The organism is Candidatus Bathyarchaeia archaeon, from assembly GCA_035935655.1.
GTDB lineage: Archaea > Thermoproteota > Bathyarchaeia > 40CM-2-53-6 > 40CM-2-53-6 > 40CM-2-53-6.
Map to the genome: position 1 here is coordinate 24,161 of DASYWW010000024.1, position 22,641 is coordinate 46,801.

Here is a 22,641-nt window from a genome sequence, read left to right on the forward strand (position 1 = left end):
TAGTCCCCCCTTTTTGTCCTGGAAGGTTTCCTGTCTGGCGGTGACGATGGGCGAGTCTTGCGAATCTGGGCTCGGTCTGGGTTCATCCTATCTTGGATTCTTAGCACCCGTCAAGAACGATTTGCTAGGAAATCTGGCGACCGGTTCCCAGAGCCGGGATCAGGGCTGATAATGGGCGAATTTCTAGGAGGGGGGTTTCCTTGGTCGCTTTACAACTTGTAGCTATTCGATGGAATCAGCAGGACCCGTTGATCGCTCGACGATTTTCTTTACGGCTTCTCTGTCACGCAGCAGATAGTAGGTAGCACCCCTCGTCTTCACGCTTACTCTAGCGATCCCGTCCGTAACAAGCCTGATCAGTTTTGTGGGGTGGGTCTCCACATCGTGCCATCTCCATCCCTGGGATGGTGCTCGAAGATTCTCCTCGTACAGGGAGGCTAAACTAAGCGTCTTGCCATATTCCGGAAACCTTTCCAGAAAGGCTAGTATCCTAGCCTCCTCGTTCTCGGTCCGGCGTATCTGCCTGCCTTCTTGATGGATGGTGCGAGCTGCCAGCCTTAACCCCGAGCGCCTTTTGACCAGGTATAGAAGATAAAGCCTTTGACTCGTCGGCGCATATCCAACCCCTCTCAGGCCGGCCAAATCCGGTAGAGAAAATTAGGAGACCCTCTCATGCTACTGTAGAGGTGAACCCTCCTTGGGCGATGAAGGTCCCCCGACCCCGTTTACCCCCCCACACATACCATCCCCGTAATGAACAAAGTTAAATCCGATCAACCCCCCTCCTCTTTTTCTATCAAACTTGCCCCAACCATTCGCCGCCGAATACTTCGACAGGATTCACCGCATGGTCTCGGCACTCGACGAGACGAATTTCAAGATCATCCAGGCAATCAGGGGAAACGGGCCACGAAACCTCCAGAGAGTCTCCCGCAAGGCCAAGATTCCCTACCCAACCGTACATGCAAGGGTCTCAAAACTCGAAAAGGAAGGGATCCTGCGCACGTGGGCCAGCCCAAACTACTCCAAGATCGGACTGATCAGAGCCGAAGTCCTACTAACCCCAACTCCAGGAAAGGATCTCGTAAGCGGGGAAGCACTGAAGATTCCAGGATACTGGCTGCGCATCATGAAATGCATGGGCGAATGCAACGGCTACTACTCGATCCACGCCATTCCAGAAGAAAACCGTGCCGACTTTCAACAGTACTTGGATAATCTCGTCACCTCGAACGTCGCCAAGGACTATCGCGTATACTGGCTGGAAGATCAACAAACCTCAATTCCCAACTTCGAATACTACGACACATCAAAGGGAAAATGGAAGTTCGCATGGGAAACATGGCTGCGACAACTTTCCGAGCATAAACTACCGAAGCTTCCAAAGCTAGGCCTCCAAAAGCCATCAAGGCCGGCCTTTGACAAGAAGGACCTGATCATTCTCAAGGAGCTCACGAAGAACGCCAGAATAACGCTCGCCGACCTAGCAAGAATGTTAGGAACAACAGTGCCCGGAGCAAAGTACCGCTTTGACAAGATAAGAGAAAGCGGTCTCATCCACGAGTTTGTCGTCGAATTCCTGCCATACTCTCCCGAAATATCAGACCTGTACGAGGTAAGACTAGATTTCAAAAATGAAGGCTTTCTACTCTCAAAGGCAGCCTGCTTCCTTGCTCTGCCCTTCACGCTCCACCAATCACGAATAAGAGGAATGACCTCTCTGGCCGCGAGGGTTTACCTGCCGCGCGGTGAGATGAGCAATCTGAATGCCTTGCTGTCTCAGTTGGTTGGGAATGGGATACTAAGCAACTTCGCCTTTCTATTGATTGACCCTCTCTCCATCAAAACGCAATCATTTTCGTACGAATACTACGACGACGAAAAGGGATGGCATTACGACAATAACGACTACACTAGCAGGCTTCAAAACCTCTTGAATACATTTGCAAGCAATGAAGCCCAACAAGTCGTCTTCAAGCCAATGTCAATTGCGACAACTGCGTAACGATAGCTGATAGAGAGCATCACGTCGTCAGTCGTCTTAGTCCCTGAAAAAAAGTCCCGTTGCCCAAATCCACGGTCAAGCACTGTACAACATCGCGGACGTTCCGAAGACGCAAGAATCCCCTCGTCTTCAATGTTGTCACCCTGAACAGACATTGCCGAAGCCAAGGTTGGCACAGCCAACTATTCAGCATCCTTGCGAGGCCCTGAGCGTGTCTCCAAGACCTCGTTGATGTAATCTTCTTGTGCCTTTGCGACACGCTCCGGCGGGAGCCTGTCGTCGAAACGATTCTTTCCGGAATGGGTCCTCGATTGATTGAGCCAAAAGGCCACGAGAAGGTTTGCAGCTAGCCAAATGTACAACGCGAACCAGCCGATGCTCCCGGCCAGATACCAGCTGAAGGGGGCCGCGAACGCCCATACGCACAGCAATATGACGAATGAATAGCCCTTGAGGGCTAGTCTTTGTCTCATTTGAAATCCCCCTGATCCAAACCGAGATTCGTTCTTGGATCTTCAGTGAGCAATCCGTCAACTAAAGTTTTCCTTCCCTCGGAAGGGGAAGTGGATCATTAGAATCAAGAACGGCCACGCGATTTGTGGCGCCGCCGAGAGGGTTCGAACCTCTGACCAACGGGTTGCTACAGTGGACCTTCCACCTTAACAGCTTCAGCCTCAGCCCTATGCCGAGTCCGCTGCTCTACCACTGAGCTCGCGCCCCCAAACATCTGAGGGAACGGCGGCCCGCGTCTATAGCCGGCGGCAACCGACAACCCGACAGGACCCCGTTTATTAAAAGATAGGCAGGAGCACCATCAAGGGACAACGCCGTCCAACGCGATCAATACTCGTACCGAAACAAGGCAAGACTACAGCGCCCCCAGACTGTGATGAGAACTCCTTCGACTCAAACCCAGTTAGACCGCACAACGGGACCAAATGAAATAAGGAAAGTCCCGATGAGCGTCTGAACCGTGTTATTGGTGATAGCATGCCGATGCCCATCGCTCCATTCTCACTGGGGAGGTCGATGACGACATGGGCAATTCAAGGAGTCAAGAGGATGTGGGTTTCTTGCGATTCGAGAGGTCTCCAAGTTGATCGACTACTAGGGTCGAACCAATGGCGATGAGAATCCCTCCGGCTATGTACAATGGAATAGCGGTCGCAAGAGACTGATAGTACGTGTTTGTTGTTCCAAAAAAGAAGATGCCGAGAGCGATCAGAAACACTCCCACCCATAGCACCCAGGCTCTTTGCAGCGGCTTCAAGGAGTAGCCTTGTCCTGGTTATGTCCCCGTCACCTCTAAAAGATTAAGAATTCGGGTTGTGCGAGCGGCTTTCTTGGAGGGCCCGTAGCTCAGCTAGGTTTTCTTCAGGTTGAAGAACTGAAAGAGCGGCAGGCTCATAGCCCTGAAGTTCGGGAAACCTGACGGTCCCCGGTTCGAATCCGGGCGGGCCCACCACTTCCTGGAGGCGAGTCTGGGGGATTCAAGAATTTGAGAGCTCCTTGAGTTTCGCCAGAATGTACTCAGCGTACAGCTTTTCTTCGCTAGGCTCAGAGATGGCTACGATCCGGTGTGGTTCTGAAAACGCTGCCTTGACTTTGCTAGTGTCGAATCCGAGGGATTGAGCAAAGTTTTCCAAGATTTCGAGTCTGGTTTGGGGGGTCTTTGGTCGTAAACTGAATCCTGCTTTTGCGTATTCGTTCCTCATGTATTCGACGCCTTTGCTTTGCACTTGATGATACGTGTCGGTAACGTGGCCCATCGTATATTGAATTAGCGACATAGGCATTCTAGCGTACTCCATGTTCACTGCATAGACCTTTCTCAGAGTGTGTGGTCTCAAGGTGTAGTGAAGATGCCCAGGTTTTATGGGCCTCAGAAGACCAGCTCTTGCAATTGCAGAATGAACTAGTTTGTAGAGCTGCTTTTCGCCGATGGGCTGTGGTTTCATTCTGTTGAGACCTCGGACACGATCGTTCAGCTCGTCCCGGATCAGTGGCGAATCGTCGTCGATTTGTTCGGGTCCCATATGCGGGTGCAACAAGCCGCCCTTCTTTCTAGCTTCGATGTATTGCCGGCAGTAGTACTCCGCTTCGTGTGAAAAGAACGCGTCGTATGGGGCGTACTTTCCTTTGGTTATGTCCTCGTTCACATGTACATGGATTATCGGATTCTTGGCTTCGTAGTCACGCTTGATATGACCGTACTTGAGCCGCACAAGTGTGCCTTCCCTCATTCCACTCAAGCACAGGACGCTAATGACGAATTTCTCTCGCAGCGTCGCATAGTCCAACATGCGAAGAATGTCTTCCACTGATGGTGAGGCATCTTCGTAGATTGGGTTTGGCTTCCTCAGGGGGATGCGTGGTAGCTCGACTGCGTTTACGTTGTAGAACATTCTGATTTGTTTTTGGTAGCCGCTGATTCGTCCGGGGGCTCTTCCTTGTTCTTGCATTTCCTCGAGGCATGTTGCGAGGAACTTTCTGTGCTTTTCGATTCTCAGAGGGTTCGGCAGTCCCGTGGGCTTCACGTCTGCAATTAGTTGGTCGGGCGTAGCGCCGACTCGAGTTGAGTACATGAGAACGGTGTTGACGGTGTGGTAGAGCGTCTGTTGGCTACCCGATCTAACTCGAAGGAGGTGTCGCGCCATCTGAATTAAGGACTCGTTCTCAAGCACAAAAGGAAGAAGCTTTGGCCCTGTCGATAGAAACGTGTCGAGGACATATTGCACCAAGTCTGTCTGCTTCAGATTCAGCACCTTGGTTGTCTCGACAGTAATCGGCGTCTTCAGTCTGTAATTCTTGGGGCTACGTTCAAGTCGAATCGACTCACCAACAAACGTTCCGTAGGACGTCAGGAAAGAAAGCTCGTCTAAGCGCAGTTCTCTCGGTCTGAGTAGGAGCTCTGTCGTCACTTGGTTTCCCAGCAGTATTTGTGTTGGCACGTATTTTCCAAATGTGTCGTTACACAATCACGCATATAAGGATAGTCTTGACCAACCAAATGCATGGGCAGGCTAGATGTACTCATCGCCGACGAGCTGGAGCGCGAATTTAGAATCCGAGTTGCCGAAAGGCTAGGCGGCACCCGAGGCGCTATCTCGAAGGCCGTCGCCGAAGCAATCAAACTCTGGATGCGAGACGAGCCCAAAAGAAAGAAATGACGCTTATCCAAGACATTCCAACTCCAAGATTGCTGATCTGACGATGGTCATCCCATAAGGCGTGAATCTCGATTTGACGGGAAATGTCTCCCGATCCGCAAATCGTTCCCAATCCAGCCTAACGGCATCCTTTGATGCGAAAGATAACCAACCAACAGTCTCGAGAATGGGGGGAGTGTTGAACCTTGAAGGGTCATCATCGCAATAGACTTGGTGATCGGCATACCTTATCCGGACCAAGCTCCCTAGCTTCAGACTCCCGTGTCTGACTGTGACCGGGCATCTCGAAGGCGGCGAACACGGGACTTCCTCGGTCATTTCCTGCCCTCGTCTGTTGGTTGTTTTTCATGGCATTCTTGACAGCGTAGGAACGCGTCGCATCCAGCCCTCACCGGGCCAAGCTTTCCGCATACGGAGCAGTTCTCTGTGGCGACAAACGGAGGCCATAGACCGGGCTCTGGGACGGTTGCCGATTGCGCGGTTTTCGAGTCTAGGTTCAGAGAGCGGTTTGGATCTCCCTGTAGGATCTCTGGGCTCAGGTTCGGCTGATGCGGCGCTTGTTCAACAACTTTCTCCTTCGCTACCGTGTGGTCAGCAGTTTCAGGTGGAGGAGGGTGGGGTGGATGTCTGGTATCGATGCTATGGATTCGGCCGGGCGACGGCTCGTAGATCAGCCCGTATTTTTTCAGCCGATCAAGTTTTTCCTCTCGATCTGCCAAAGTCCACTTACTCAACTGTGCATCTTCCGAGGCAAGGATCTTCTCACGGTCCGCAAAGCCGTCCTCGGACTCGAGCTCCTCGATCTTGCGTAGAGTAAGCTTGTCAAGGTGATTTTCGGCAGGGTTACCACGAGCTAGTTGGGCCTGGATGGCCAATGGCCCTCCGCTGCTTGCCTGTGACTCGTCCTTCGTCCTCTTGTGGAACGTGTTGCCCTTTGGAGAGAGGCGCACCCCCGGCCTGCGGGGCTGGGCTTCTATTAGCCCCAAGGCTTTGAGTCGATTGGTCTTGTCAATCGTGTTTCGTTTGCTTCTCTCGAGCAGTTTTGATGCAAGTACTCCTGTTGTGATGCCCGGATGGTCACGAATTTCCTCGTACGCTCTCCGAAGCGATAGATCAGCGGCGAACTCTTCCTTGATGGACTGCACTTCTTCATCCGAAAGCTCCGCGACTTTCTCCAGCCGCCTGACGAGGGCAGGATATTCCCAGCGCTCAAGATTTTCCTCGATGAACGCTAGGGCCTCCTTGACGTGCTGTTCCGTGACGTGAACTTTCCCGTCGTCTGCAACGTTATGTCTGAGGACGGCGAAAGCAGCGGAAATCCGCTCTATGGTTTCCATGAATCCGTTGTGGACCAGAGGGATTCTGGGAGTCGAAACCTCCATCAAGCGGGGAAACTCGCCCCGAGTCGCCGCAGTGGTGTTGGGGTCGAGGATCACGTCGTCGGGCTTCAGGTTAAGCGTCCAGTACACGTGCTTTTGAAGGACATCAACAGGAATAGCGGGAGGACTGACGGTGGCATTAGCGATGAGGTCTGCCGGTACATCTTCGGTAACAAATGGAATGATGAGATCAAACCTTGTCAGTTCGACTTGAGGGTCGGTCATGCTTGCGATGTCAAGCAGGGCCTCAGCTCGATCCGTGTACCCATCTCGCATAGCTTTACGGGGATTGGCGGCGGCTAGGATACGGTCACGGGCCCAAGCCTCCCCACCCACCTTCTTTGTGACAACCACCTTCCAGCTTCTCAACACCTCCCTCAGCTGAGGCAGCTCCTCAGGCGGGAAGCCTTGCATCCCGTCTAAGTAGGCAATCGTCCCATCCGCTAGCACCAAGGTTCCCCACCGAATCAGATCGTGTTCAGGATCGACTGAGTACGAAATTCCTGCTCTGCTAGCAGATTCTCCAACTGCCTTCTCGCCGATCTTGAGTTTGTCGTGGCACCACTCCATGATGGCGCTCTTGCCGTTCGTGCTGTCCCCAACGTATAGAGTGATTATTCCGCCTCGGATTATGCGTCCATCAACTCTAAGCCACAATGGGCTGTGAAGAGTGAGCGCAGCTGCAAGTTTGGCATCTCCGCGACCAACAATGTAGGGGGCAATAGTTCTGTCGAGATCCTCGCGAAGATTGGGATTGTTCTGAAAATATCTCCTGAAGTTCGCTTTGTCGACTTCCGATGGCTTGTAACTCTCAAAACTAAGCTCGATTGGTTGCACTTTGTAGACGAATAGGGTCAGATTTCTTTTCTCGTCATCCGTCACAATGCCTGTCAGTTCCACCCTTCGTGAGGAGGGCAAGTCTCCACAGTTGATGAATCGTACGAGGACTGGCCGGAAGGCCTCTTCTTTGTAGAGCACTTCCCCCGGTAACTGTCTAATCGAAACTTCAACGTAATTGATACGTGGAGAGTCTTTCACCGGCTGGAGAGTCTTGGACCGCTTTTGGAAGAGCGCATGGCGGAGTGTCTGATAGTTCGCCTTCTCAGAGATATCTACCCATTCTGCTTTGCTGGTCTCGTCCTCGCTGTTCTCCGTCCGTACCTCGTACTGTTTAGGTATGTTCTTGGCGTCACCCTGCCCTGCGATCTGGACCCGGACGCGGACCTCTAGGCCATAATTTTCCGCTTTGAGTGCAAGCGGTAGGGTAAGGAGTGGAGGCGACAGAAGAAATACGAAGACGGATTTCTTGAACAAATTGGCCAATGAAGCCTTTCGGGCAGCATCTCCCTGGCCAGCCTCGCCAACCTCAGGGTTTGTAGTTGCGAGAAGTTCTACGTCTTCATGGGTAAGCTGCACGATCAAGTCTTGAGACACCCACTCGGGGAGCTTTGTTTCTCGTCTCTCGGTCAGGGAGTAGAACCGAGAACGTCGGCTTGTCACAGGCTGCACGAACTGAACCTCCGCCCCGGAATAATTTGGGACGAGTAGATTCGACTCTGACGGTCTAACTCCTAAGAGGTGTTCAGGGAGAGCGAGATCCGAAGGGCTAGGCTCGACCAGCTAGCAAACCTCCCCTTCATTGGACTCATTGGCGCGGAGGCGCTTTCGTCGATCGCTAATGTTATCTTTAGCAAAAACAGGCCATGATCCCCAATTTGGGGGAGGGAGTTCCCTACCGGCAACGCTACGAGGACCTTCTCGAGACCCTGGTAAGCTCCCACGGTCAAAGCCATTGGGAGTGGCCGGGCTCCCTCTCTCCCTCTTCATCTTGGCTCTCTCCAAACAGGCAGGAAATGAGACGATGCGGCTGGTCCCCTGATGAGGTGGCGAATCAGATTCCGAACCATCGATTCCTCTAGGGGGTAAACCAGAACCTCGGCAGCTCTTGCAACGCTTGACGGAAGCGGCTTCCCACGACCCGGGAACGATCAAGAATTCGCTCTTGCACTGCTTACAGCGTCGCAGCCAATCGTCGAACTGATCGGGTGGTATTCCGAACGATCGACCATAGATCTCCAAGAACCTACGCGTGCTAGGGGGCTCTGAGCGCAGGGTCTCGAAAACTGTTAGTGAGTTGCCTCGAGCGCTCGCAAAGTCAAGTTCTCTCAGGTCTTTGTCCCTGACAGCCATTCTCGGGAGAGAGTCAACACCGGATACTTTGCAGAGCTCCCCAAGAGTCTTGGCAGGCGGCAGTTGTTCGGCAATGGTTGAGCTCACCCCTACTTTCCCCATCGTTTCTTCCCCAGACCGAGTCACTCGTGGCCAATGGGAACCGTGTTTACGGGTTCGACTCTGACCCTTTTCGAATGCAAAACCACGTTTTTCTAGCTCTCTACGAATCGCATCTCTGACAAGCTCGGACCGAGTAACATGGCTGTCTGCAAATACTGCCTGATCAAGCAGATCTGCGAGCGGCTTGGGGATCTTCACGCCGACAAAGACTAGTTCTCTTTCGTGTTCTATGTTCAAGTTTATCGCTGGTTAAACCTAAGTACAACAATACGGTTAGCAGTTGCTTCAAACCGGGTTTGAAGCAAATACCGGGGCCAGGCGACCCGTTAGTAAGAGCTCTCTCGTACCTTCTAGTCTCTACATACTTTGACAGTTCAGTCTCTGGTTACGCGCTTGGACGCGTGACGCGAACCCACAAGATCGCCTTTCCTCTGGATCCAAACTGGGCCGAGAAGGTATCGCAACGGAGTCCCCGAACAAGCGGTAGCCATGGAGCGTATTACATGAAGGAACTTGTCAGACTCGGTTACGCAGCTAAGAAGATGGATCTCAACGGGCATTGGGATGGAAAGTATGTGGCCTCCGTAGCAGGAGCACGCTTCATGTCACTCATCTTCGCGAGTAGCGCCCCTCACCCCTACAAAGAAGAACCTCCTCCAGGGCCATTCGACTATGTCGAACTTCGCCTTCTAGATGAGTTCTTGCGAGATTTCCTGAGAAAGACCGAACAGGGCCTTTTGCTCCGCCGTAATCTGGGCGAACTACAAATCGAGGAACCGGGCGATGCGTGGCTCGAACGAGTCTTAGAAAGACGAGAGATTCTTGACGACAAACTGTTCTTCTTCCATCGTCGAATGCGAGAACATGAACGAGAAATGGCGGCGGAGAAATGGATTTCGCGACCAGATTCGGCAAGAAAGGAAAGGCGCCTAATTGACGCGTTCGGTCAGTTCATGAATGACCAGCAGACGAAGTGGATACTTAGAGAATCAGAGGCGCTGGATGCCAGAGCTGAAATGGGCTCTTAACGTCAGGAACACTTCGACGCCACCGTTTCGAATTTCAACGACGATGCGCATCCCCAGAAGGCGATAATGTTTTTCTGGTGAAGTGGTGAAATGTGGTGAAGCTGCAAGTTAAGCTGCGAATTTAGCCAAATAGAGCGACAGTCGCTAAAACGCTAGCTACGCAAGGCGTTATGACTGATTCTTACAGAGCTTACTGACTCCCGGAGACTCGGTGATTTTTCTTTCTTACCGCTACGAAGCGGTTCGCTTTAATCCTCCCCAAGAGAACGGATGCTGGCTCATCTTTCGGATCTTGAACAAGCAGTTTGCCGCGGAATGCATTGGATAACATGGATCGTTCAAACATGGCGGCGCGATTATGCCCAGTCGAAACTGCGCGTCTTGCCTCTTCAAGAGTGCTAAATTGCTCCCCGATCTTTGTGAGAATTCGGTTCATTTCTTCGAAAGGAGGAAGGGGAACGGGAATGGAACGCAGCATCTCAAGATTGATGTTGTATTGGCCGGCGGTGCTCCTCGTTTTGCTCTCTATCGTCTTGCGACCGATGAATGAAGCCAGAACCAGGTTTAGGTATGCTGGGAGTACTTCAGAAATCGCTGGTCGAAGTCTAATGAGGTATGACGCGAAGAGAAATGTATCATCGAGTCTGTCCACCACTGCTGACTTTCCTACGAGGTCCAAGCTGCCGTTGGTCCTGCAAACCAACAAGTCGCCTCGCTCTAGTCGAAGACGCCCGATTTCATCACCATCGAATTTTGAATATTTCAGATCTCGAAAATCTAGGATGCCCTTGACTATGTTTGGAATCCTGAGGACTGGCGTCCCTCCCGAATCATTGTTACATTTCCTAGAAGTTCCATATCCCGCATCGTAAATTAGGGCACCAATGTTTGTCCAAGCCCACCCTCCCGGCAAGGTGGGAAGGGCTTCCGTTTCAGTGGTTTCCGGTCGCTTGTTTTCGTGTCTTCTGAGTTCTTTCTCTTCTGCTCGAACGGAGCTATTCCATCTCTTCCGTTGCTCCTCTCCGATTCTCTTCAGAAAAAAAGACGCAGGTTCATCGACCGGGTTCCGTTCTGTCAACTTTCCGGTTATGGCTCCGGCCAAGAAAGTTTGACGCAATCTGGCGAGGAGCTGCGGAACTTTCTCAAGTGATGTCTTGGCGATGAGATTTATTCTCCTCAGCTCTCTAAGATGCGAAACGATTCTCATTTGTTCATGCAAAGGAGCGATAGGAATGGGTGCTGAAAGTAGGGTCTTCCTTTCTACTGTTGCCTGGTTGACCCATTGCTTGCAACGGCTTTCGAAATATCCTTCTCGCCAGATTGTTGCTAGCCAACACCAAATCCACTCCGGAGGAACACTACTTTCCGGAATTCTCAGTCGAGTAAGGTGATTGCTGAACGCGTATGGTCCATCTGTCCTGTCAAACATCGCCGTTTTGCCGACAAGTTTCTGGCTGTTTGTGTGACAAAACAAGACGTCCCCGGGCTTCAGAATATAAGCCGCTTTAGCCAGCTCTCTTGGAACCGTTCGAACAGAGGAAAGGTCCAATGTGCACTCGGAACTAATGTTGTTCATTCTTAGATGCTTAATTCCACCAGGCACATTCTTCTTTCCTGATGCAAATCCAGGCTGAGCGTCAACTATTGAATCTTGAACAGTGGCCCAGACCCAACTCTCGGGAATGGGAAACAGTGGTTCACTCACGTTCACTCCATCGTTTATCGTTTGTCAGCAAGAGAGAGATCTCGTTTAATGCGTCGGTGGCCGTCTCAACTTGCGAAAGGGCTTCGGCCAAAAGTTCCTCAGGTTGACCGATTCCTTCCTCGCCTTGAGAGGATTCCTCCTTCAGCCAGAAAATGTCGAGATTATCATCTCGCTTAGCAATTTCCTCTCTCCCAAACCTGCGAAAACGTTCCGTTTCTTTGCGAGACCCCTGATTGTAACACTTTTCAAAATCTGCAAAGTACTTCGAAGTCAGTGGATTGCGAATAGCAACCTTTTCGATGCTTGTCCTACTATCATAGATCCAAGTCTCTCGCGTAGGTTCACCCTTGACAAAGAAAATGATGTTTGCTTTTACGCCTGTGGAGTACGGGGTGAAAGTTCCGATCGGCAGTCGCAAAATCGTATGTAGACTGCAATCTTCCATCAGCAGCTTTCGAATCTCCTTCCCCGCGTTCTCCTCAAACAGCACGTTATCAGGAATAACCATGGCGGCTCTCCCTCCTAGCCTCAGTATAGTCATTACGTGCTGGACGAAATTCAGCTGCTTGTTTGATGTCCTGACTGTAAAATCTGATCGAATTGGTGCCTGACCTGCCCCCTTCGTGCCGAATGGCGGATTAGTCATTACGACATCATAGCGTTTGGATGTTTGAGGTCCCTCCTCAAGAGAGTCTCCGTCGTAGACATCCGCCTGAATCTCATGCAGGTAGAGGTTCATCAGACCCAACCGTCTAGTGCCCAGAACAATTTCTCCACCTGAGAACGTCCTATTCTGCAGTCTGTCCCTTTCCTCCCGAGACAGCAGAGCTCCTTCTTTTGTCTCTCTTAGAGTCCATTCGTAAGCTCCAATCAAGAAGCCCGCGGTTCCCAGCGCCGGGTCATGAATGGTGAAGTTTGGCTTTTCACGGAAGTCTGGCCTCATACATCGGACAACGCTTCGAATAGCCTCGCGAGGAGTGAAATATTGACCGGCCCCTTTTTCCTCTTCCGCGTACTTTTGGAGCAGTCCTTCGTATGCTTGTGCCTTGATGTCAACGTCGATTGCAGTCCACTGTGTTTCGTCTATCAAATTGATGAGTTTCTTCAGATTGACAGGTTCTCGAAATTTTGAAAGCGAGCCGGCGAATATGTCCTCAAGAGGACCCTTCTGTCTTGAGAGTGTTCTCAAGATTTCCGAGTAGGCGTCCTGAAGGTCAGTCCCAGAGTTTACTCGGAGATCAGTCCAAGAACATCCTCGGGCAAGCTTGACGTCTTTCTCCTGAGCAATTTTGAGAAACAGTAGATAAGTGAGCTGTTCAATGTAGTCGCCGTATCCCATCCCATCGTGGCGAAGTGTGTGACAGAATCCCCATAACCTGTTTACAACTTCGCTCATAATGACACCATCGCCAAGTCGACCTCTTCTAAGAGTGGCGAAAGCTCCCCTTTGAAGACATTACTCGCCTTCTCCCACCCACCATGTCGAGAAAATGGAATTTGTCTAAAGTCCCGCTCTTCGATTACCAGATTGTTAACCAAATGATCCTGAATGTATTGAAGCCATTGGGATTGCTCGGGGTTGAAATTCTTGCCGTGTTTTACTTTCGCCATCGCTCGTTCGACCCTTTCTTCAGCGGAGATGAGTGGTTCGTTCTTGATTGCATGATGTACAATCGAAATGATATCGGCAAGATTGTTTCGGTACACTTTCCGAAGGTTGTCCTCTGTGAACTTCTCAGGTCTCTGGGCAAGCTTCTTTCGCAATTCAGTCAACTCTTTGACCTTGAATTGCGCTGGCTTCTGGAGCAATATGTTTAGGGCCTCGATATGATCGGGATTGTTCTTGATGAAGTCTTCGAAAGCGACTAGATAGTCCGCGGGTTTCAGACTGCGCCCGTCAGTAGTTCTAAACACATATTCTGAATGCACTCTGTCCTCAGTATCCGCGACCAGGAAAGTCATTACCGCACGAGGATAGGTTTCTAGCTGGTTCTGAAAGGCGGGATTCCTAAGAAGCTTCATCGTTTCTGCCCAGTCATTCTCTATCCTTTTCGGAAGTGACCGAGCAAATTCTTGGATATCTCCCGTCGGTATGAACTGTGACAGAGAGTCTCGACCATTAGCTGAAATGCTCTTATCAATTCTCATTAGTCGTTTCACTAAGACTCGAATAGCGTAGTCCCGATCCTCGTTTCCGTAGATCGCTTCTATGATGGCTCGAATCGTTCGAGTGGGAGGTGAAGGGGGATCGGCCGTGAAGTCAGTTGTGTCTCGGAAATATTCCAGAAGGGTTCCTCCAAAGCAATCAAATACGCTGAAGTGATCCTTGGCTATCTCGTCGCACGTCCTAGTTCCACGACCCAGCATTTGAGCGAACAAAATGCGCGATTTTACGGGTCGTAGAAAGACAAGATTCTCAAGTTTCGGGATATCCACCCCCGTAGTCAGCATGTCCACGGTAACGGCTATTGCTGGCTGAGGACGATTTCGAAACTCTCGAATCTTTTTGAGCGGTTCGTCGACGGACGGGCTTCCGGTAATCTTTGCTACGAATGAGTCTCCTCTGTTGAATTCGTCTCTGAGCATGTTTACGAGCTGATCAGCATGAGAAATGAACGGTATGTCATTGATCGCAAAAACTAGGGTCTTCGGAAAGTGTCCAAGATCTCTTTCCTGTTGCAGCGCAATCTTTGCGAACTCGGTCACGATTTTACGATTCCTATCCGGAGCAGTTGCCTTTTGCTCGAGGTCCGACGTGTTGTAGGCTCGCTCGTCCTCCAAGACATCGTAGGTCTCTCTGCCGGTCGCCGTATCGATCAGTCCAACTTGTTCCCCCGGCTGTAAGAATAGCCCCTTCATCGTAATGTCAGAATGAATGTTGAATGCATCGTAATCGACTAGATACTTTCCAAGTAGGGCCTGTGGGTAGTCGTAGCGGAAAATGATTTCTTGGAAGTAGGCTTTCGTGTGGGCGGCAGGAGTTGCTGTTAGGCCAATTTTGATCGCGTCAAAGTAGTCGAGTACTTGGCGCCACTTGCCCTCTTCAGTTGACGTATAGCCCCTGTGACACTCGTCTGCGATGACTATGTCGAATGCGTTTATTGGAATCGGGATTTTGTCTATGTCTTCATCAATTTCAGACTCGTTAGGAATTTCGTTGAACATTCCCTCTTTTCCAAACAGATAGATTCGCATTCTCTGTATTGTACAGACATAGACGTATGCAAGGTTTGACTGAGGACTCTCCAAGTATCCCCTGGGTATTCTCTTTGGGTTGAACGCATATTCCTCTAGATCTTCGCGGCGAAATGGTTGACTGTACACTTCGTAGACCTTGTCGAATTTGAGGCCGGGTTCAGCAGTGAAACCTGAGAAAGCGCTGACGGCTTGTGCTGCTAATGCTCGGCGATCAACTAGGAAGAGTATCCTTCGACCTGCTCCTGATTTCAGTAGCCGGTAAATGAGCGAAATCGCGACAACGGTTTTGCCGGTTCCCGTAGCCATCGAAATGAGCATCTTGCGCCTGCCCTTTCGGATAGCTTCTTCCACGGCTCGAGTTGCGTCCCTCTGATAGTCTCTTAGATACTGGTTTTCATTGGGATTCTGGCTGAGCCACGCATCTGGTTTTTGCCAGCCGTATTCCAGCATCTCTCGTAGAGCACTCGGGGTGTGAAACTTGGCAATCTGCCTAGATCGACTATTAGGGTCTCTAAGGTCTTGAAACCAGAAGATCTCGCCGTTCGTTGAATAGACGAACGGTATGCGGTACACCCCGAACTTGAAAGGTCCCGTTTGGAAGCCTCTTGCATAACGCTGAGCTTGCGATAGGACGTTCTGGGGGCCTACACTGAGCCTCTTTGATTCTACCGCAGCGATTGGGTCCCCATTCTGAAAAAGCACGTAGTCTGCTGGACCGGTTGATGTCTCATACTCTGTCACAACACAATTATCGTATCTTCCACCGGCTGCGAACTTGACAACTGGCGACCATCCCGATTCCTTCAGAGACTTGTCGACCAGCAGTCTCCGCGTAGCTTCTTCGTTCATTCCATGGGAACTCAATTGTGTTTCACGAAATTGGAATGCCTTTGAAGCTGAGATTTCAGGCACAAGAACATTACCAGCGGGTAGTTCTCATGAAATGTAGCCAGGCTCTATCCTACCTTCCAACCAACCTTCCGCATGGCACCCTTAACTGAGCCTCGGCCACAGCATCTTCCGGTCCCGGTGGTCAGAGGTGTCAACCTCAAATTGGACAGAGAGCTTTGATAATGCCGTGCCTAACCTATCTCCTGGAATATATTCCAGAAACAATTCTTCTCTCGATTTCAATGGTTCCCAAAACCCTTCTCCCCAGATAGCATCAATCCAACGAGCCGGGCAGGACTTCAGCCGAATCTTGCTTCTCGAAATCGTCAAAGTTCTAGAAGGAGCGGCTCGGGTACCTTGCAGTCAATGTCGGATGAGTTGTTTAGAACGATGCGAGAGTTCCACGAAGTCGAAGGAAAATACTGGCTGTCGTCGACGGCATCAAATTGGTACTTCGGAATATATGCGGGAGCATGGTCCAGCCTTCCGAATCAAGGAGTCTCTGTTCCCGCAACAAGGATTCTCGAATTGAGCTGCGAAATTGTCTGGGGCTGGGAACGGGTCTCGTCCCCACCGTCAGACTTCTCAATCTTGACCACTTCCGCTCCGAGATCCGAGAGCATCATAGTTGCGGAAGGGACCGGCAAAGTCCCGTGTGAGATCGATTACTCGCAGACCCTCCAGGGAAGACCATGTTTCTCAGGGGAAAATGGCGACTGGGGCAAGAAATAGTTAGTCCATATGACTGTCCACTCGACATATATGCATGCGAGAAACCATAAGGAAAATGAACTTGTCTACTCATCTCCTTAGTGAGAGAATCGGAATCCACAAGGGGCGGTTACAACAGGTTAACGTGTTTAGCAAGATTGGGGGCCATGATTTGCAGCAGGTAAAGGCTCGTCCCGCAATAGCCCAGGACAGATCTGACCTAATTCTCTTGTTGTTATATGCCCCCGGAGCGACAGGAGAAGTCTTCGAACCGGTAGAGGGAAAACAACGGCTCTTTTACGAGCTGTTTCTCCTCGGAAAGGAGGCGGGGCTTGAGAGGTTTGAGGGATTTTACCAACTGGATCCCATTCTAAATGGTGGTTATCCTGTTGAGGCAGATTCTGATCTTAAGTTCCTCGTCGGGGAGCGGATCGTGAGAGAAATCCCGAATGGTCTAGCAATCACCCAAGAATATCGAGAACTCGCCAAAGAAATTGCCAAGAAATACCCCCCGGAGATCATTCAAGGAATATCTCGAGTCAAAGCTAGGTACAATCATCTTCCTCAACTCACACTTTTCTACTATGTGTTCTACAAATTCATCGATTCTAAGCCTACGTCCATGGAACATATCCCCGTTCCTTGATTGATAATTTCTATCAAGCGTTAACGGTTTGCATTGGGTTCATCGGAGGTTTTCTCGCAGGAGGGTGGGCCCTCTCGCGCGAAGTCAACGAAGTCAAAACGAACTATCGCGATAATGTAGACTCGTTCAAAGCTCTGACGAAAGCTCGTTTCGCTACTGATTTGATGTCTTTACATGGGCTCATACAAACTGCGAAATCGGGAAAAAAGAAGCTCGATCCCCAAGAACTCATGGACCCCACCTACGTCGCCAAGATTACCGCACTCTATGATTGCGTCAAGCAAGAGAGGGATGCAAAGGACTACTACGAGAGCATGTGGCGAACTTGCTCAGAGGGAGCAAAAGCAATGATTGGTGGCGGAGTTGTGCTCGCAACATTCCCGTTCCTTCTTGTTTTCTACACTCCAGATCAGCTCAATTCCTTCGCGACAATCGGAGTCTTGATTGTATTCGTCGCAGCTATCTTTGCATACGCGGCTGGTCAACGAGTTTTGTCGTATTGGCGAAACAGAGATAGACTGTTGAAATTATTAGGAGTTTGAGGCAGATGGGTTACCAAAAGGAATTGGGAATTCTTGTCGCGATTCTTTTGGTAGATTTGTTTGTGTTCTTGTTAGTCGCGCCAGCTCTGACCCCCGACGTTCCGCCAGATTTTTGGCAGTTTCTCACCATCTTCTTTGCGCTCTTAGCCGTTTACAGCGCCGCTGTGACGGGCTTGTTTGAGTGGCTTTTTCGAACCGGCAAGAGGCACCGGCACGTTCTACTTTCCCTGTTGCCAAAGTCTCTCTCGGGGGCGGAAGATCAGGGGGCGAGCGAGGAGACTCCCTCTGACACGGGCTAATCTGTTCCTAATACGCTTCCTAAGTGAGGCGGAGAGCGGGGAGCCCACCGACGCATTTTACATCCGTCACAAGAGTTTTTCCCTGGGAACCAATCGAAACCAGCAAGACAAGCTGAGTTCTTATCTTCACAATCTGTCGAGTCCGAGTTAGGCTAAGCCATTCTTTCCACCCATTCTAGCCAGTTTGGCTGGACGCGTTGGGCGGAAGCTAGCCCTGATCTTTACTTTCACCCGGGCAGTCCCGGACCCTCTAACGCTGATTCCGATGTTTCACCAAATTCCCTGATCATGAGCCAGCGACAATGCAAGGTCTGCCGTGAACCAATATCCGACGAAGAAGAATGGTCCTACAGGGAGAACCGGATAGCAGGAACATGGGAGCCAGTTCATAGAAAGTGCTCGTCGGAAACCCGAAACTGATTACTCAACCGGTGTGGTTGATGCTACGATTCGATCGTCGACTGTTGAGTGAAGCGGACGCCTCCTTGTCGCTCGCAATCGTATCCTCAACTTTTTCTTTGGGGGATGGGCAGAGTCAAGATATGAATCGACGGAAAGAATTGTGTAGCTTTTCCTGCGCGGTGGCGCGGAACTTGGATGTCTCTCCGCTCTGCTTCTCGACTCTTTCATAGGGAAAGATGATCTGACCGACTCATATGTGGGGACGCTGGAACTAGAAACAATTCGATTGTAGGAGTAAACGAAAGCCTCATTTTGGACATCGCCCATTAAGTCGATTTCATGCCTGCAAAGCGAGAGACTGGCGTCTACAAATGGGAAGACACGCGCGATGGAATCATCTATCGGATCCACAGGTATTCTGACGGTAGCGGCAGATATGAGAACGTAGGTCGGCTTAGTTCCAGGGCAAGTTCACCGAAAGCGCAGCGTCGCAAGGGTTCGCTTGGAAGCAGCGCCCCGGCCTTCCTCTGGGGCGAAAGGTCGAAGATTTGAGGATGAAGTGTTCTCGCTTGTTGGGAAGGCGGTACCGAAGGATCTTGTGGTAAGAAGAGCAAGACCTGTCATTGGGTCTGCAGGACCTTGGAAGACGGACATTGCGATCAATGACCCAGGCGATTTTGATTCGCAGTCCAACTCAGGTGATCTTGGGCGCGAAAGGGCCGTAATCGAGTGCAAGTATCTTAGCCCGGACGTCTCAGCGGGATCCTACCCGACGAATTTGGCGAGGGCATACACTTCGCTCAACGACATTCGCTTGGAGAATAAGGCCAAGCTCTTTCTGGTTGTTAACCGGATGCCCGAAAAGGGCGAAGACCCGAGGGACACAAGAAAACTCTTTGAAACTATTGGAGTTACCTTCGTCAATTTCGGAGACGAATCCCACCGTAGAAGGCTGGTCGAAGAAATAGAATCCCTGCACTCCCCGTGATCAGTTAACCCAGAGCGCTCGACAAATTTTCCTTTCCCCCTCTACCCTCTATCCTCACGCGGAAAATTTGGGGGGGGGTTTGGGCTCACAAAGACTCGCCGAGGTTAGAGAGTGTGTCTGCAGTTCGCATACGTGCCGAAGCGTCAGCTCGGGCTGTTACGCTGTCCCTAGGACCTGGATTTCATAGCTCACCAGTTCACTTTGAAGCGTCGCAAGACATCGTTCACAGCCTTCTGGGCTTTGTCCTGACTTGTTGCTTTGACACAGAACCGGGCCAGAACCTCGAACGCAGGATCCTTATCAGCCACGGCCACAGTCCCGCTTCCTCGTACCTTCTTCATGACTCAACCCTACATCAGTATGGACCGTTTAGGGCCGTCTCATCATTAACGATTGCTCGTACCATCGTATCGTAGATGAGTGAAACTACTCGCGAATTTGTGTGTCACCCCCCCCCACAAAAAAAAACACACCTTGGGTTAGGGGTGCCGAGGGGGAAGGGCGGTAACTGCTCATTCCTTGTTGCAGACGGGATACTGCGCCTGCGCCTGAACAAATTCCCAAATTAGTCTGCGTTCGAGAAGCTGCACAAAACTCTTCTGGTGAATTCTTGACTCTATTTTCACAGGGAATACTGAGACAAAGAGATTGTCGCGTTGTTTTGAAGGGAACTTCGATCGATAAGTGTCTGCCGGGCCATGAAATCCCTTTCCCGTGTACACTACATTATGAAACTCCTTCAGTCGCTGCTTGAGTGTGCGGTTGTGGCTCTCTCCTATCAGAATGATCTCTTTGGAATCGGTGTCGACCGAACCCGATGGAGCGGTCGCAAAATGCGCAAGCAGGTAGACTCCGGGATAATCCAGAGCGTCGCCTAGGGAAACCCGTTCCGTAAGCTTGACCCACGGCGAAAACGAGACTTCAGGCTCCATAGAAGCTCTAGAACCTGGGGGCTCCCTGTAAAACAGTTTGGGGAACTCTAATGGGTGAAAGCCTGAGGTGTGATGAGGCTGGCTCAACCGTTTGGAGAGGCGTGTGAATCAGTTTGGACTGCACCACATTTCACCACTTCACCAGAAATTATCATACCACCTCCTCTTCTTGCGGGACGAAAAATGAGGTCATTTCACCAGACTTCAACAGGAAAAGACCGCTGAGTCTCTTTGATCGCTCGCTGGGGAGATCTAGCTACCGAACGCCATTCGCCGGCATCCCGATGAATCCTTGTGAGATATCACTATAAAGCGGGGGCGCGCACTTATCTTGAATCATGGTCCGGAAATATGTTCACGACAGCCGGAACCGGAAGCTTGCCAGGATGCGCTTTGTCATCGAAAAACTCAAAGAACTTCCAGAACCGAAGAGGACTGATCCCGAGGTCATCGAATCCTACCTTACGCCCTTCATGCTCAATCCTAGAACCGTCAAGATCTACGTCGAGAATATCAGGAAACTCTTCAAGTCAGAAGAACTTTACGGGATGAAGTGGGATCTCAACTCGATCCGCTAAACCGGAAATACTCCTATCACAAAACTCTTAGGATTGAACGGGAATACAAGACGATATGCGCCACGGTAAAGCGAAACGAATGTCCCCTCGCATGAGAGAGGCACGATTCCTCCATCTCCTCAAAACTGCCCAAGACCGCAAATGGACGGAGTTATCAGAGAACGAGCTCGCCCGCAGACTCAACATCGTCGCCGGTGCACGGTTCACGTTGGGATATTTTGACCGACAACTTCTCGTCCTGGATGTTCTAGAAAAACTCAGAGTGGACGCCGAGCTCGATTCGCTTCGGCATTCCCAAGAAATGGCAGAATTAGCGGAGCTAGCGGACAAGATTACCGATTCCTAGTCGAACAAACCGAGTCTTGCGGTTCCCCTACGGCTGGCTGCCGATTCCACTTGCCATTGTATGAACTGATTCTTGGGAGTTCAATCTGAGAATAGCCCACTTTTGGGAAGATTATACCAGAGGCTGACTTCACTGATTGACCGGTGAGATCTTTAGAAGGTCTTGCGACGCAATTCCTAGAGTGCTTTTTCGTAGGCCTCCCGGCTTAGCCCGTCCGCTTCCTCATTCTCTTTTCTGGGAATCCACTTGAATGAAAGATGACTGAACTTGGCAGCTAGACGTTTGGCCTCGTGATATTTCTCTGCATAGAGGCCGCCGTGGAACTTCCACTTCTCGCTCATTTGGTAGACGACGAGGCGTGAATCACTCTTGACCTCCAAAGGTGACCCGGACCTGCCCTTGCTCAGGAGGAAACTCAGGGACTCGCATAGAGCGGCGTATTCGGCCAGGTTATTGCTCATAGCAGGACCCTCCCCTACAAGTCCGGACCTGCTGGCGAGAATTGAGCCAGAATCGTCTCTAATCACGTAGCCGAAAGTAGCTGTGCCTCCCGGATTCACAGGTTCGCAAAGCCCATCGATGTGAACGACAATCAAAAAGTTCAGGTCGATTGTAATTGGCTTATCGTGCTATGGTCTCTCCAATGGGCATCCTAGTTGAGCAATTTCTCCTTAGCTTTGGTGTATTCGTCCTGTGTCAACATACCGTCCTTGAATAGAGCTGCCAGCTTCTCCAATTCGATGGCCATATCCGGCTTAGAATTCGTGGCGCTTCGAGCCGGAGTGACCTTTGGTGTGAAGACTTTAGTGGTTTTCTTGATTGCGTTCAATTCGCGAACAAGTCCACGCGGGTCAGCAACGTATACGCTTCCAATCACTTGTCCGGCAGCCATGAACTTTACAGTTCCATAGGTCCGACTTGAACCATTCCAACTGCCGAGACTTCCAACACCGGTGTACATTCTATTACTCGATCCAATCGATTCCGTGTGGCTTGAGATTACGAATGCCTCGACCATTTGGATCGGAGCTTGGTTGTATGCTCGTTGCTCGTGGCTGACGAAAAGCAACCGCATGTTAGTTATGTAAGACTCTTGACTCACGTGCCTGTTGAATACCCCTACTTTTTTCTCCCATTTCCAAACTACGTGTTCGCCGGGTTGGAAAGGTTTGGCCCCGTAGAATGAAGATTGGTCATCGGGAATCAAAGAAGTAGTTCCTTCAGCTAACTGTGTTGGTTCAGCATTCTGGCTGGACTCTATAGTTTGAATACCTTTCTTTGCGACCTCGACTTTCTGTATCATCTGCTCTATTGTGCTGACATCTTTCCCCTTTGAAATTGCATCATCCTTTTCTCTCCTGAGCTTCTCCAATTGGTGGTCATGCCAGCTCGGCTGTTCTGTCGAAGGCTGAGAAGCAAGCTGGTTCTCCTCCGCCTTTGCTCGGAGAATTTTTTGGTACCCTCGAAGCCGTTCGCTTTCTTCTTCTGGGGTCAAGAGATCGCCACCTGGTGGCGATTTAGTAGTAACC

The 22,641-nt window shown here is 50.8% G+C and carries 22 protein-coding genes and 2 tRNA genes; 10 read left to right on the forward strand and 14 right to left on the reverse strand.

Annotation, left to right across the window (positions count from 1 at the left end; genetic code table 11):
- Window positions 1–222: 222 nt before the first annotated feature.
- Complete coding sequence (locus VGS11_04415; protein HEV2119334.1) at window positions 223–642, reverse strand: hypothetical protein; 420 nt, start codon at window positions 640–642, stop codon at window positions 223–225.
- Between the two features lie 160 nt (window positions 643–802).
- On the opposite strand from VGS11_04415, the gene VGS11_04420 reads away from it, so the two are divergent.
- A complete protein-coding gene (locus VGS11_04420) occupies window positions 803–2,005 on the forward strand; it encodes a winged helix-turn-helix transcriptional regulator (protein HEV2119335.1) in 1,203 nt (400 codons plus the stop codon).
- Between the two features lie 182 nt (window positions 2,006–2,187).
- Here VGS11_04420 and VGS11_04425 read toward each other — a convergent pair whose 3' ends face one another.
- The 3 genes from VGS11_04425 to VGS11_04435 all read right to left on the reverse strand — a co-directional run bounded on the left by VGS11_04425 (window position 2,188) and on the right by VGS11_04435 (window position 3,275).
- Window positions 2,188–2,478, reverse strand: coding sequence for a hypothetical protein (locus VGS11_04425; protein ID HEV2119336.1), 291 nt, complete (start codon window positions 2,476–2,478; stop codon window positions 2,188–2,190).
- A gap of 126 nt (window positions 2,479–2,604) precedes the next feature.
- Window positions 2,605–2,748 (reverse strand) — tRNA-Asn (locus VGS11_04430).
- Window positions 2,749–3,059: 311 nt separating this feature from the next.
- Complete coding sequence (locus VGS11_04435) at window positions 3,060–3,275, reverse strand: hypothetical protein (GenBank protein ID HEV2119337.1); 216 nt, start codon at window positions 3,273–3,275, stop codon at window positions 3,060–3,062.
- 78 nt (window positions 3,276–3,353) lie between these two features.
- Here VGS11_04435 and VGS11_04440 point away from each other — a divergent pair.
- Window positions 3,354–3,470 (forward strand) — tRNA-Ile (locus VGS11_04440).
- A gap of 25 nt (window positions 3,471–3,495) precedes the next feature.
- On the opposite strand, the gene VGS11_04445 is transcribed toward VGS11_04440, so the two are convergent.
- Window positions 3,496–4,956 (reverse strand): site-specific integrase, encoded by a 1,461-nt coding sequence (locus VGS11_04445; protein HEV2119338.1) that lies wholly within the window; start codon window positions 4,954–4,956, stop codon window positions 3,496–3,498.
- A 63-nt stretch (window positions 4,957–5,019) separates the two neighbouring features.
- On the opposite strand from VGS11_04445, the gene VGS11_04450 reads away from it, so the two are divergent.
- Window positions 5,020–5,175, forward strand: a complete 156-nt coding sequence (locus VGS11_04450; GenBank protein ID HEV2119339.1) for a hypothetical protein — start codon at window positions 5,020–5,022, stop codon at window positions 5,173–5,175.
- A gap of 314 nt (window positions 5,176–5,489) precedes the next feature.
- On the opposite strand, the gene VGS11_04455 is transcribed toward VGS11_04450, so the two are convergent.
- Window positions 5,490–7,988: a hypothetical protein gene (locus tag VGS11_04455; GenBank protein ID HEV2119340.1), complete on the reverse strand. Its 2,499-nt coding sequence runs from the start codon at window positions 7,986–7,988 to the stop codon at window positions 5,490–5,492.
- A 1,154-nt stretch (window positions 7,989–9,142) separates the two neighbouring features.
- Between VGS11_04455 and VGS11_04460 the strand changes: the two genes are divergently transcribed.
- On the forward strand, window positions 9,143–9,874 hold the full coding sequence (locus VGS11_04460; GenBank protein HEV2119341.1) for a hypothetical protein: 732 nt from the start codon (window positions 9,143–9,145) through the stop codon (window positions 9,872–9,874).
- Between the two features lie 190 nt (window positions 9,875–10,064).
- On the opposite strand, the gene VGS11_04465 is transcribed toward VGS11_04460, so the two are convergent.
- The 4 genes from VGS11_04465 to VGS11_04480 all read right to left on the reverse strand — a co-directional run bounded on the left by VGS11_04465 (window position 10,065) and on the right by VGS11_04480 (window position 16,294).
- Complete coding sequence (locus tag VGS11_04465; protein HEV2119342.1) at window positions 10,065–11,579, reverse strand: restriction endonuclease subunit S; 1,515 nt, start codon at window positions 11,577–11,579, stop codon at window positions 10,065–10,067.
- Window positions 11,572–12,975: an N-6 DNA methylase gene (locus VGS11_04470; GenBank protein ID HEV2119343.1), complete on the reverse strand. Its 1,404-nt coding sequence runs from the start codon at window positions 12,973–12,975 to the stop codon at window positions 11,572–11,574. The genes VGS11_04465 and VGS11_04470 overlap by 8 nt, the downstream gene beginning before the upstream one ends.
- Complete coding sequence (locus VGS11_04475) at window positions 12,972–15,626, reverse strand: type I restriction-modification enzyme R subunit C-terminal domain-containing protein (GenBank protein HEV2119344.1); 2,655 nt, start codon at window positions 15,624–15,626, stop codon at window positions 12,972–12,974. The genes VGS11_04470 and VGS11_04475 overlap by 4 nt, the downstream gene beginning before the upstream one ends.
- A 533-nt stretch (window positions 15,627–16,159) precedes the next feature.
- Window positions 16,160–16,294: a CoA transferase gene (locus tag VGS11_04480; GenBank protein HEV2119345.1), complete on the reverse strand. Its 135-nt coding sequence runs from the start codon at window positions 16,292–16,294 to the stop codon at window positions 16,160–16,162.
- A gap of 167 nt (window positions 16,295–16,461) precedes the next feature.
- On the opposite strand from VGS11_04480, the gene VGS11_04485 reads away from it, so the two are divergent.
- The 4 genes from VGS11_04485 to VGS11_04500 all read left to right on the forward strand — a co-directional run bounded on the left by VGS11_04485 (window position 16,462) and on the right by VGS11_04500 (window position 19,256).
- Window positions 16,462–17,025, forward strand: coding sequence for a hypothetical protein (locus tag VGS11_04485; GenBank protein HEV2119346.1), 564 nt, complete (start codon window positions 16,462–16,464; stop codon window positions 17,023–17,025).
- Window positions 17,022–17,567 (forward strand): hypothetical protein, encoded by a 546-nt coding sequence (locus tag VGS11_04490; GenBank protein HEV2119347.1) that lies wholly within the window; start codon window positions 17,022–17,024, stop codon window positions 17,565–17,567. Before VGS11_04485 ends, VGS11_04490 begins: the two co-directional genes overlap by 4 nt.
- A gap of 5 nt (window positions 17,568–17,572) precedes the next feature.
- Complete coding sequence (locus VGS11_04495; GenBank protein HEV2119348.1) at window positions 17,573–17,866, forward strand: hypothetical protein; 294 nt, start codon at window positions 17,573–17,575, stop codon at window positions 17,864–17,866.
- Between the two features lie 904 nt (window positions 17,867–18,770).
- Window positions 18,771–19,256: a hypothetical protein gene (locus tag VGS11_04500; protein ID HEV2119349.1), complete on the forward strand. Its 486-nt coding sequence runs from the start codon at window positions 18,771–18,773 to the stop codon at window positions 19,254–19,256.
- A 188-nt stretch (window positions 19,257–19,444) separates the two neighbouring features.
- On the opposite strand, the gene VGS11_04505 is transcribed toward VGS11_04500, so the two are convergent.
- Together VGS11_04505 and VGS11_04510 are read right to left on the reverse strand one after the other, a co-directional pair.
- Window positions 19,445–19,597 carry a hypothetical protein gene (locus tag VGS11_04505; GenBank protein ID HEV2119350.1) on the reverse strand — a complete coding sequence of 51 codons (153 nt, stop codon included), beginning with the start codon at window positions 19,595–19,597 and terminating at the stop codon, window positions 19,445–19,447.
- Between the two features lie 171 nt (window positions 19,598–19,768).
- The gene (locus VGS11_04510; GenBank protein HEV2119351.1) at window positions 19,769–20,188 is read right to left on the reverse strand and encodes a hypothetical protein; all 420 of its coding nucleotides are present in this window, start codon (window positions 20,186–20,188) and stop codon (window positions 19,769–19,771) included.
- A gap of 338 nt (window positions 20,189–20,526) precedes the next feature.
- Between VGS11_04510 and VGS11_04515 the strand changes: the two genes are divergently transcribed.
- Both VGS11_04515 and VGS11_04520 read left to right on the forward strand, forming a co-directional pair.
- Window positions 20,527–20,766 carry a hypothetical protein gene (locus VGS11_04515; GenBank protein ID HEV2119352.1) on the forward strand — a complete coding sequence of 80 codons (240 nt, stop codon included), beginning with the start codon at window positions 20,527–20,529 and terminating at the stop codon, window positions 20,764–20,766.
- Between the two features lie 79 nt (window positions 20,767–20,845).
- Window positions 20,846–21,112 (forward strand): hypothetical protein, encoded by a 267-nt coding sequence (locus VGS11_04520; GenBank protein HEV2119353.1) that lies wholly within the window; start codon window positions 20,846–20,848, stop codon window positions 21,110–21,112.
- A gap of 176 nt (window positions 21,113–21,288) precedes the next feature.
- Here the strand turns inward: VGS11_04520 and VGS11_04525 are convergent, their stop codons facing one another.
- Together VGS11_04525 and VGS11_04530 are read right to left on the reverse strand one after the other, a co-directional pair.
- Window positions 21,289–21,708, reverse strand: a complete 420-nt coding sequence (locus VGS11_04525) for a ribonuclease HI family protein (GenBank protein HEV2119354.1) — start codon at window positions 21,706–21,708, stop codon at window positions 21,289–21,291.
- 56 nt (window positions 21,709–21,764) lie between these two features.
- Window positions 21,765–22,607 (reverse strand): SHOCT domain-containing protein, encoded by an 843-nt coding sequence (locus VGS11_04530; protein HEV2119355.1) that lies wholly within the window; start codon window positions 22,605–22,607, stop codon window positions 21,765–21,767.
- Window positions 22,608–22,641: the final 34 nt, after the last annotated feature.

Coding starts and splice junctions, on each gene's coding strand:
- VGS11_04425 (HEV2119336.1), bottom strand. CDS start 2,478: ATGAGACAAAGACTAGCCCTCAAGGGCTATTCATTCGTCATATTGCTG.
- VGS11_04450 (HEV2119339.1), top strand. CDS start 5,020: ATGGGCAGGCTAGATGTACTCATCGCCGACGAGCTGGAGCGCGAATTT.
- VGS11_04470 (HEV2119343.1), bottom strand. CDS start 12,975: ATGAGCGAAGTTGTAAACAGGTTATGGGGATTCTGTCACACACTTCGC.
- VGS11_04475 (HEV2119344.1), bottom strand. CDS start 15,626: ATGAACGAAGAAGCTACGCGGAGACTGCTGGTCGACAAGTCTCTGAAG.
- VGS11_04480 (HEV2119345.1), bottom strand. CDS start 16,294: ATGATGCTCTCGGATCTCGGAGCGGAAGTGGTCAAGATTGAGAAGTCT.
- VGS11_04495 (HEV2119348.1), top strand. CDS start 17,573: ATGGGTTACCAAAAGGAATTGGGAATTCTTGTCGCGATTCTTTTGGTA.
- VGS11_04505 (HEV2119350.1), bottom strand. CDS start 19,597: ATGAAGAAGGTACGAGGAAGCGGGACTGTGGCCGTGGCTGATAAGGAT.
- VGS11_04510 (HEV2119351.1), bottom strand. CDS start 20,188: ATGGAGCCTGAAGTCTCGTTTTCGCCGTGGGTCAAGCTTACGGAACGG.
- VGS11_04515 (HEV2119352.1), top strand. CDS start 20,527: ATGGTCCGGAAATATGTTCACGACAGCCGGAACCGGAAGCTTGCCAGG.
- VGS11_04520 (HEV2119353.1), top strand. CDS start 20,846: ATGTCCCCTCGCATGAGAGAGGCACGATTCCTCCATCTCCTCAAAACT.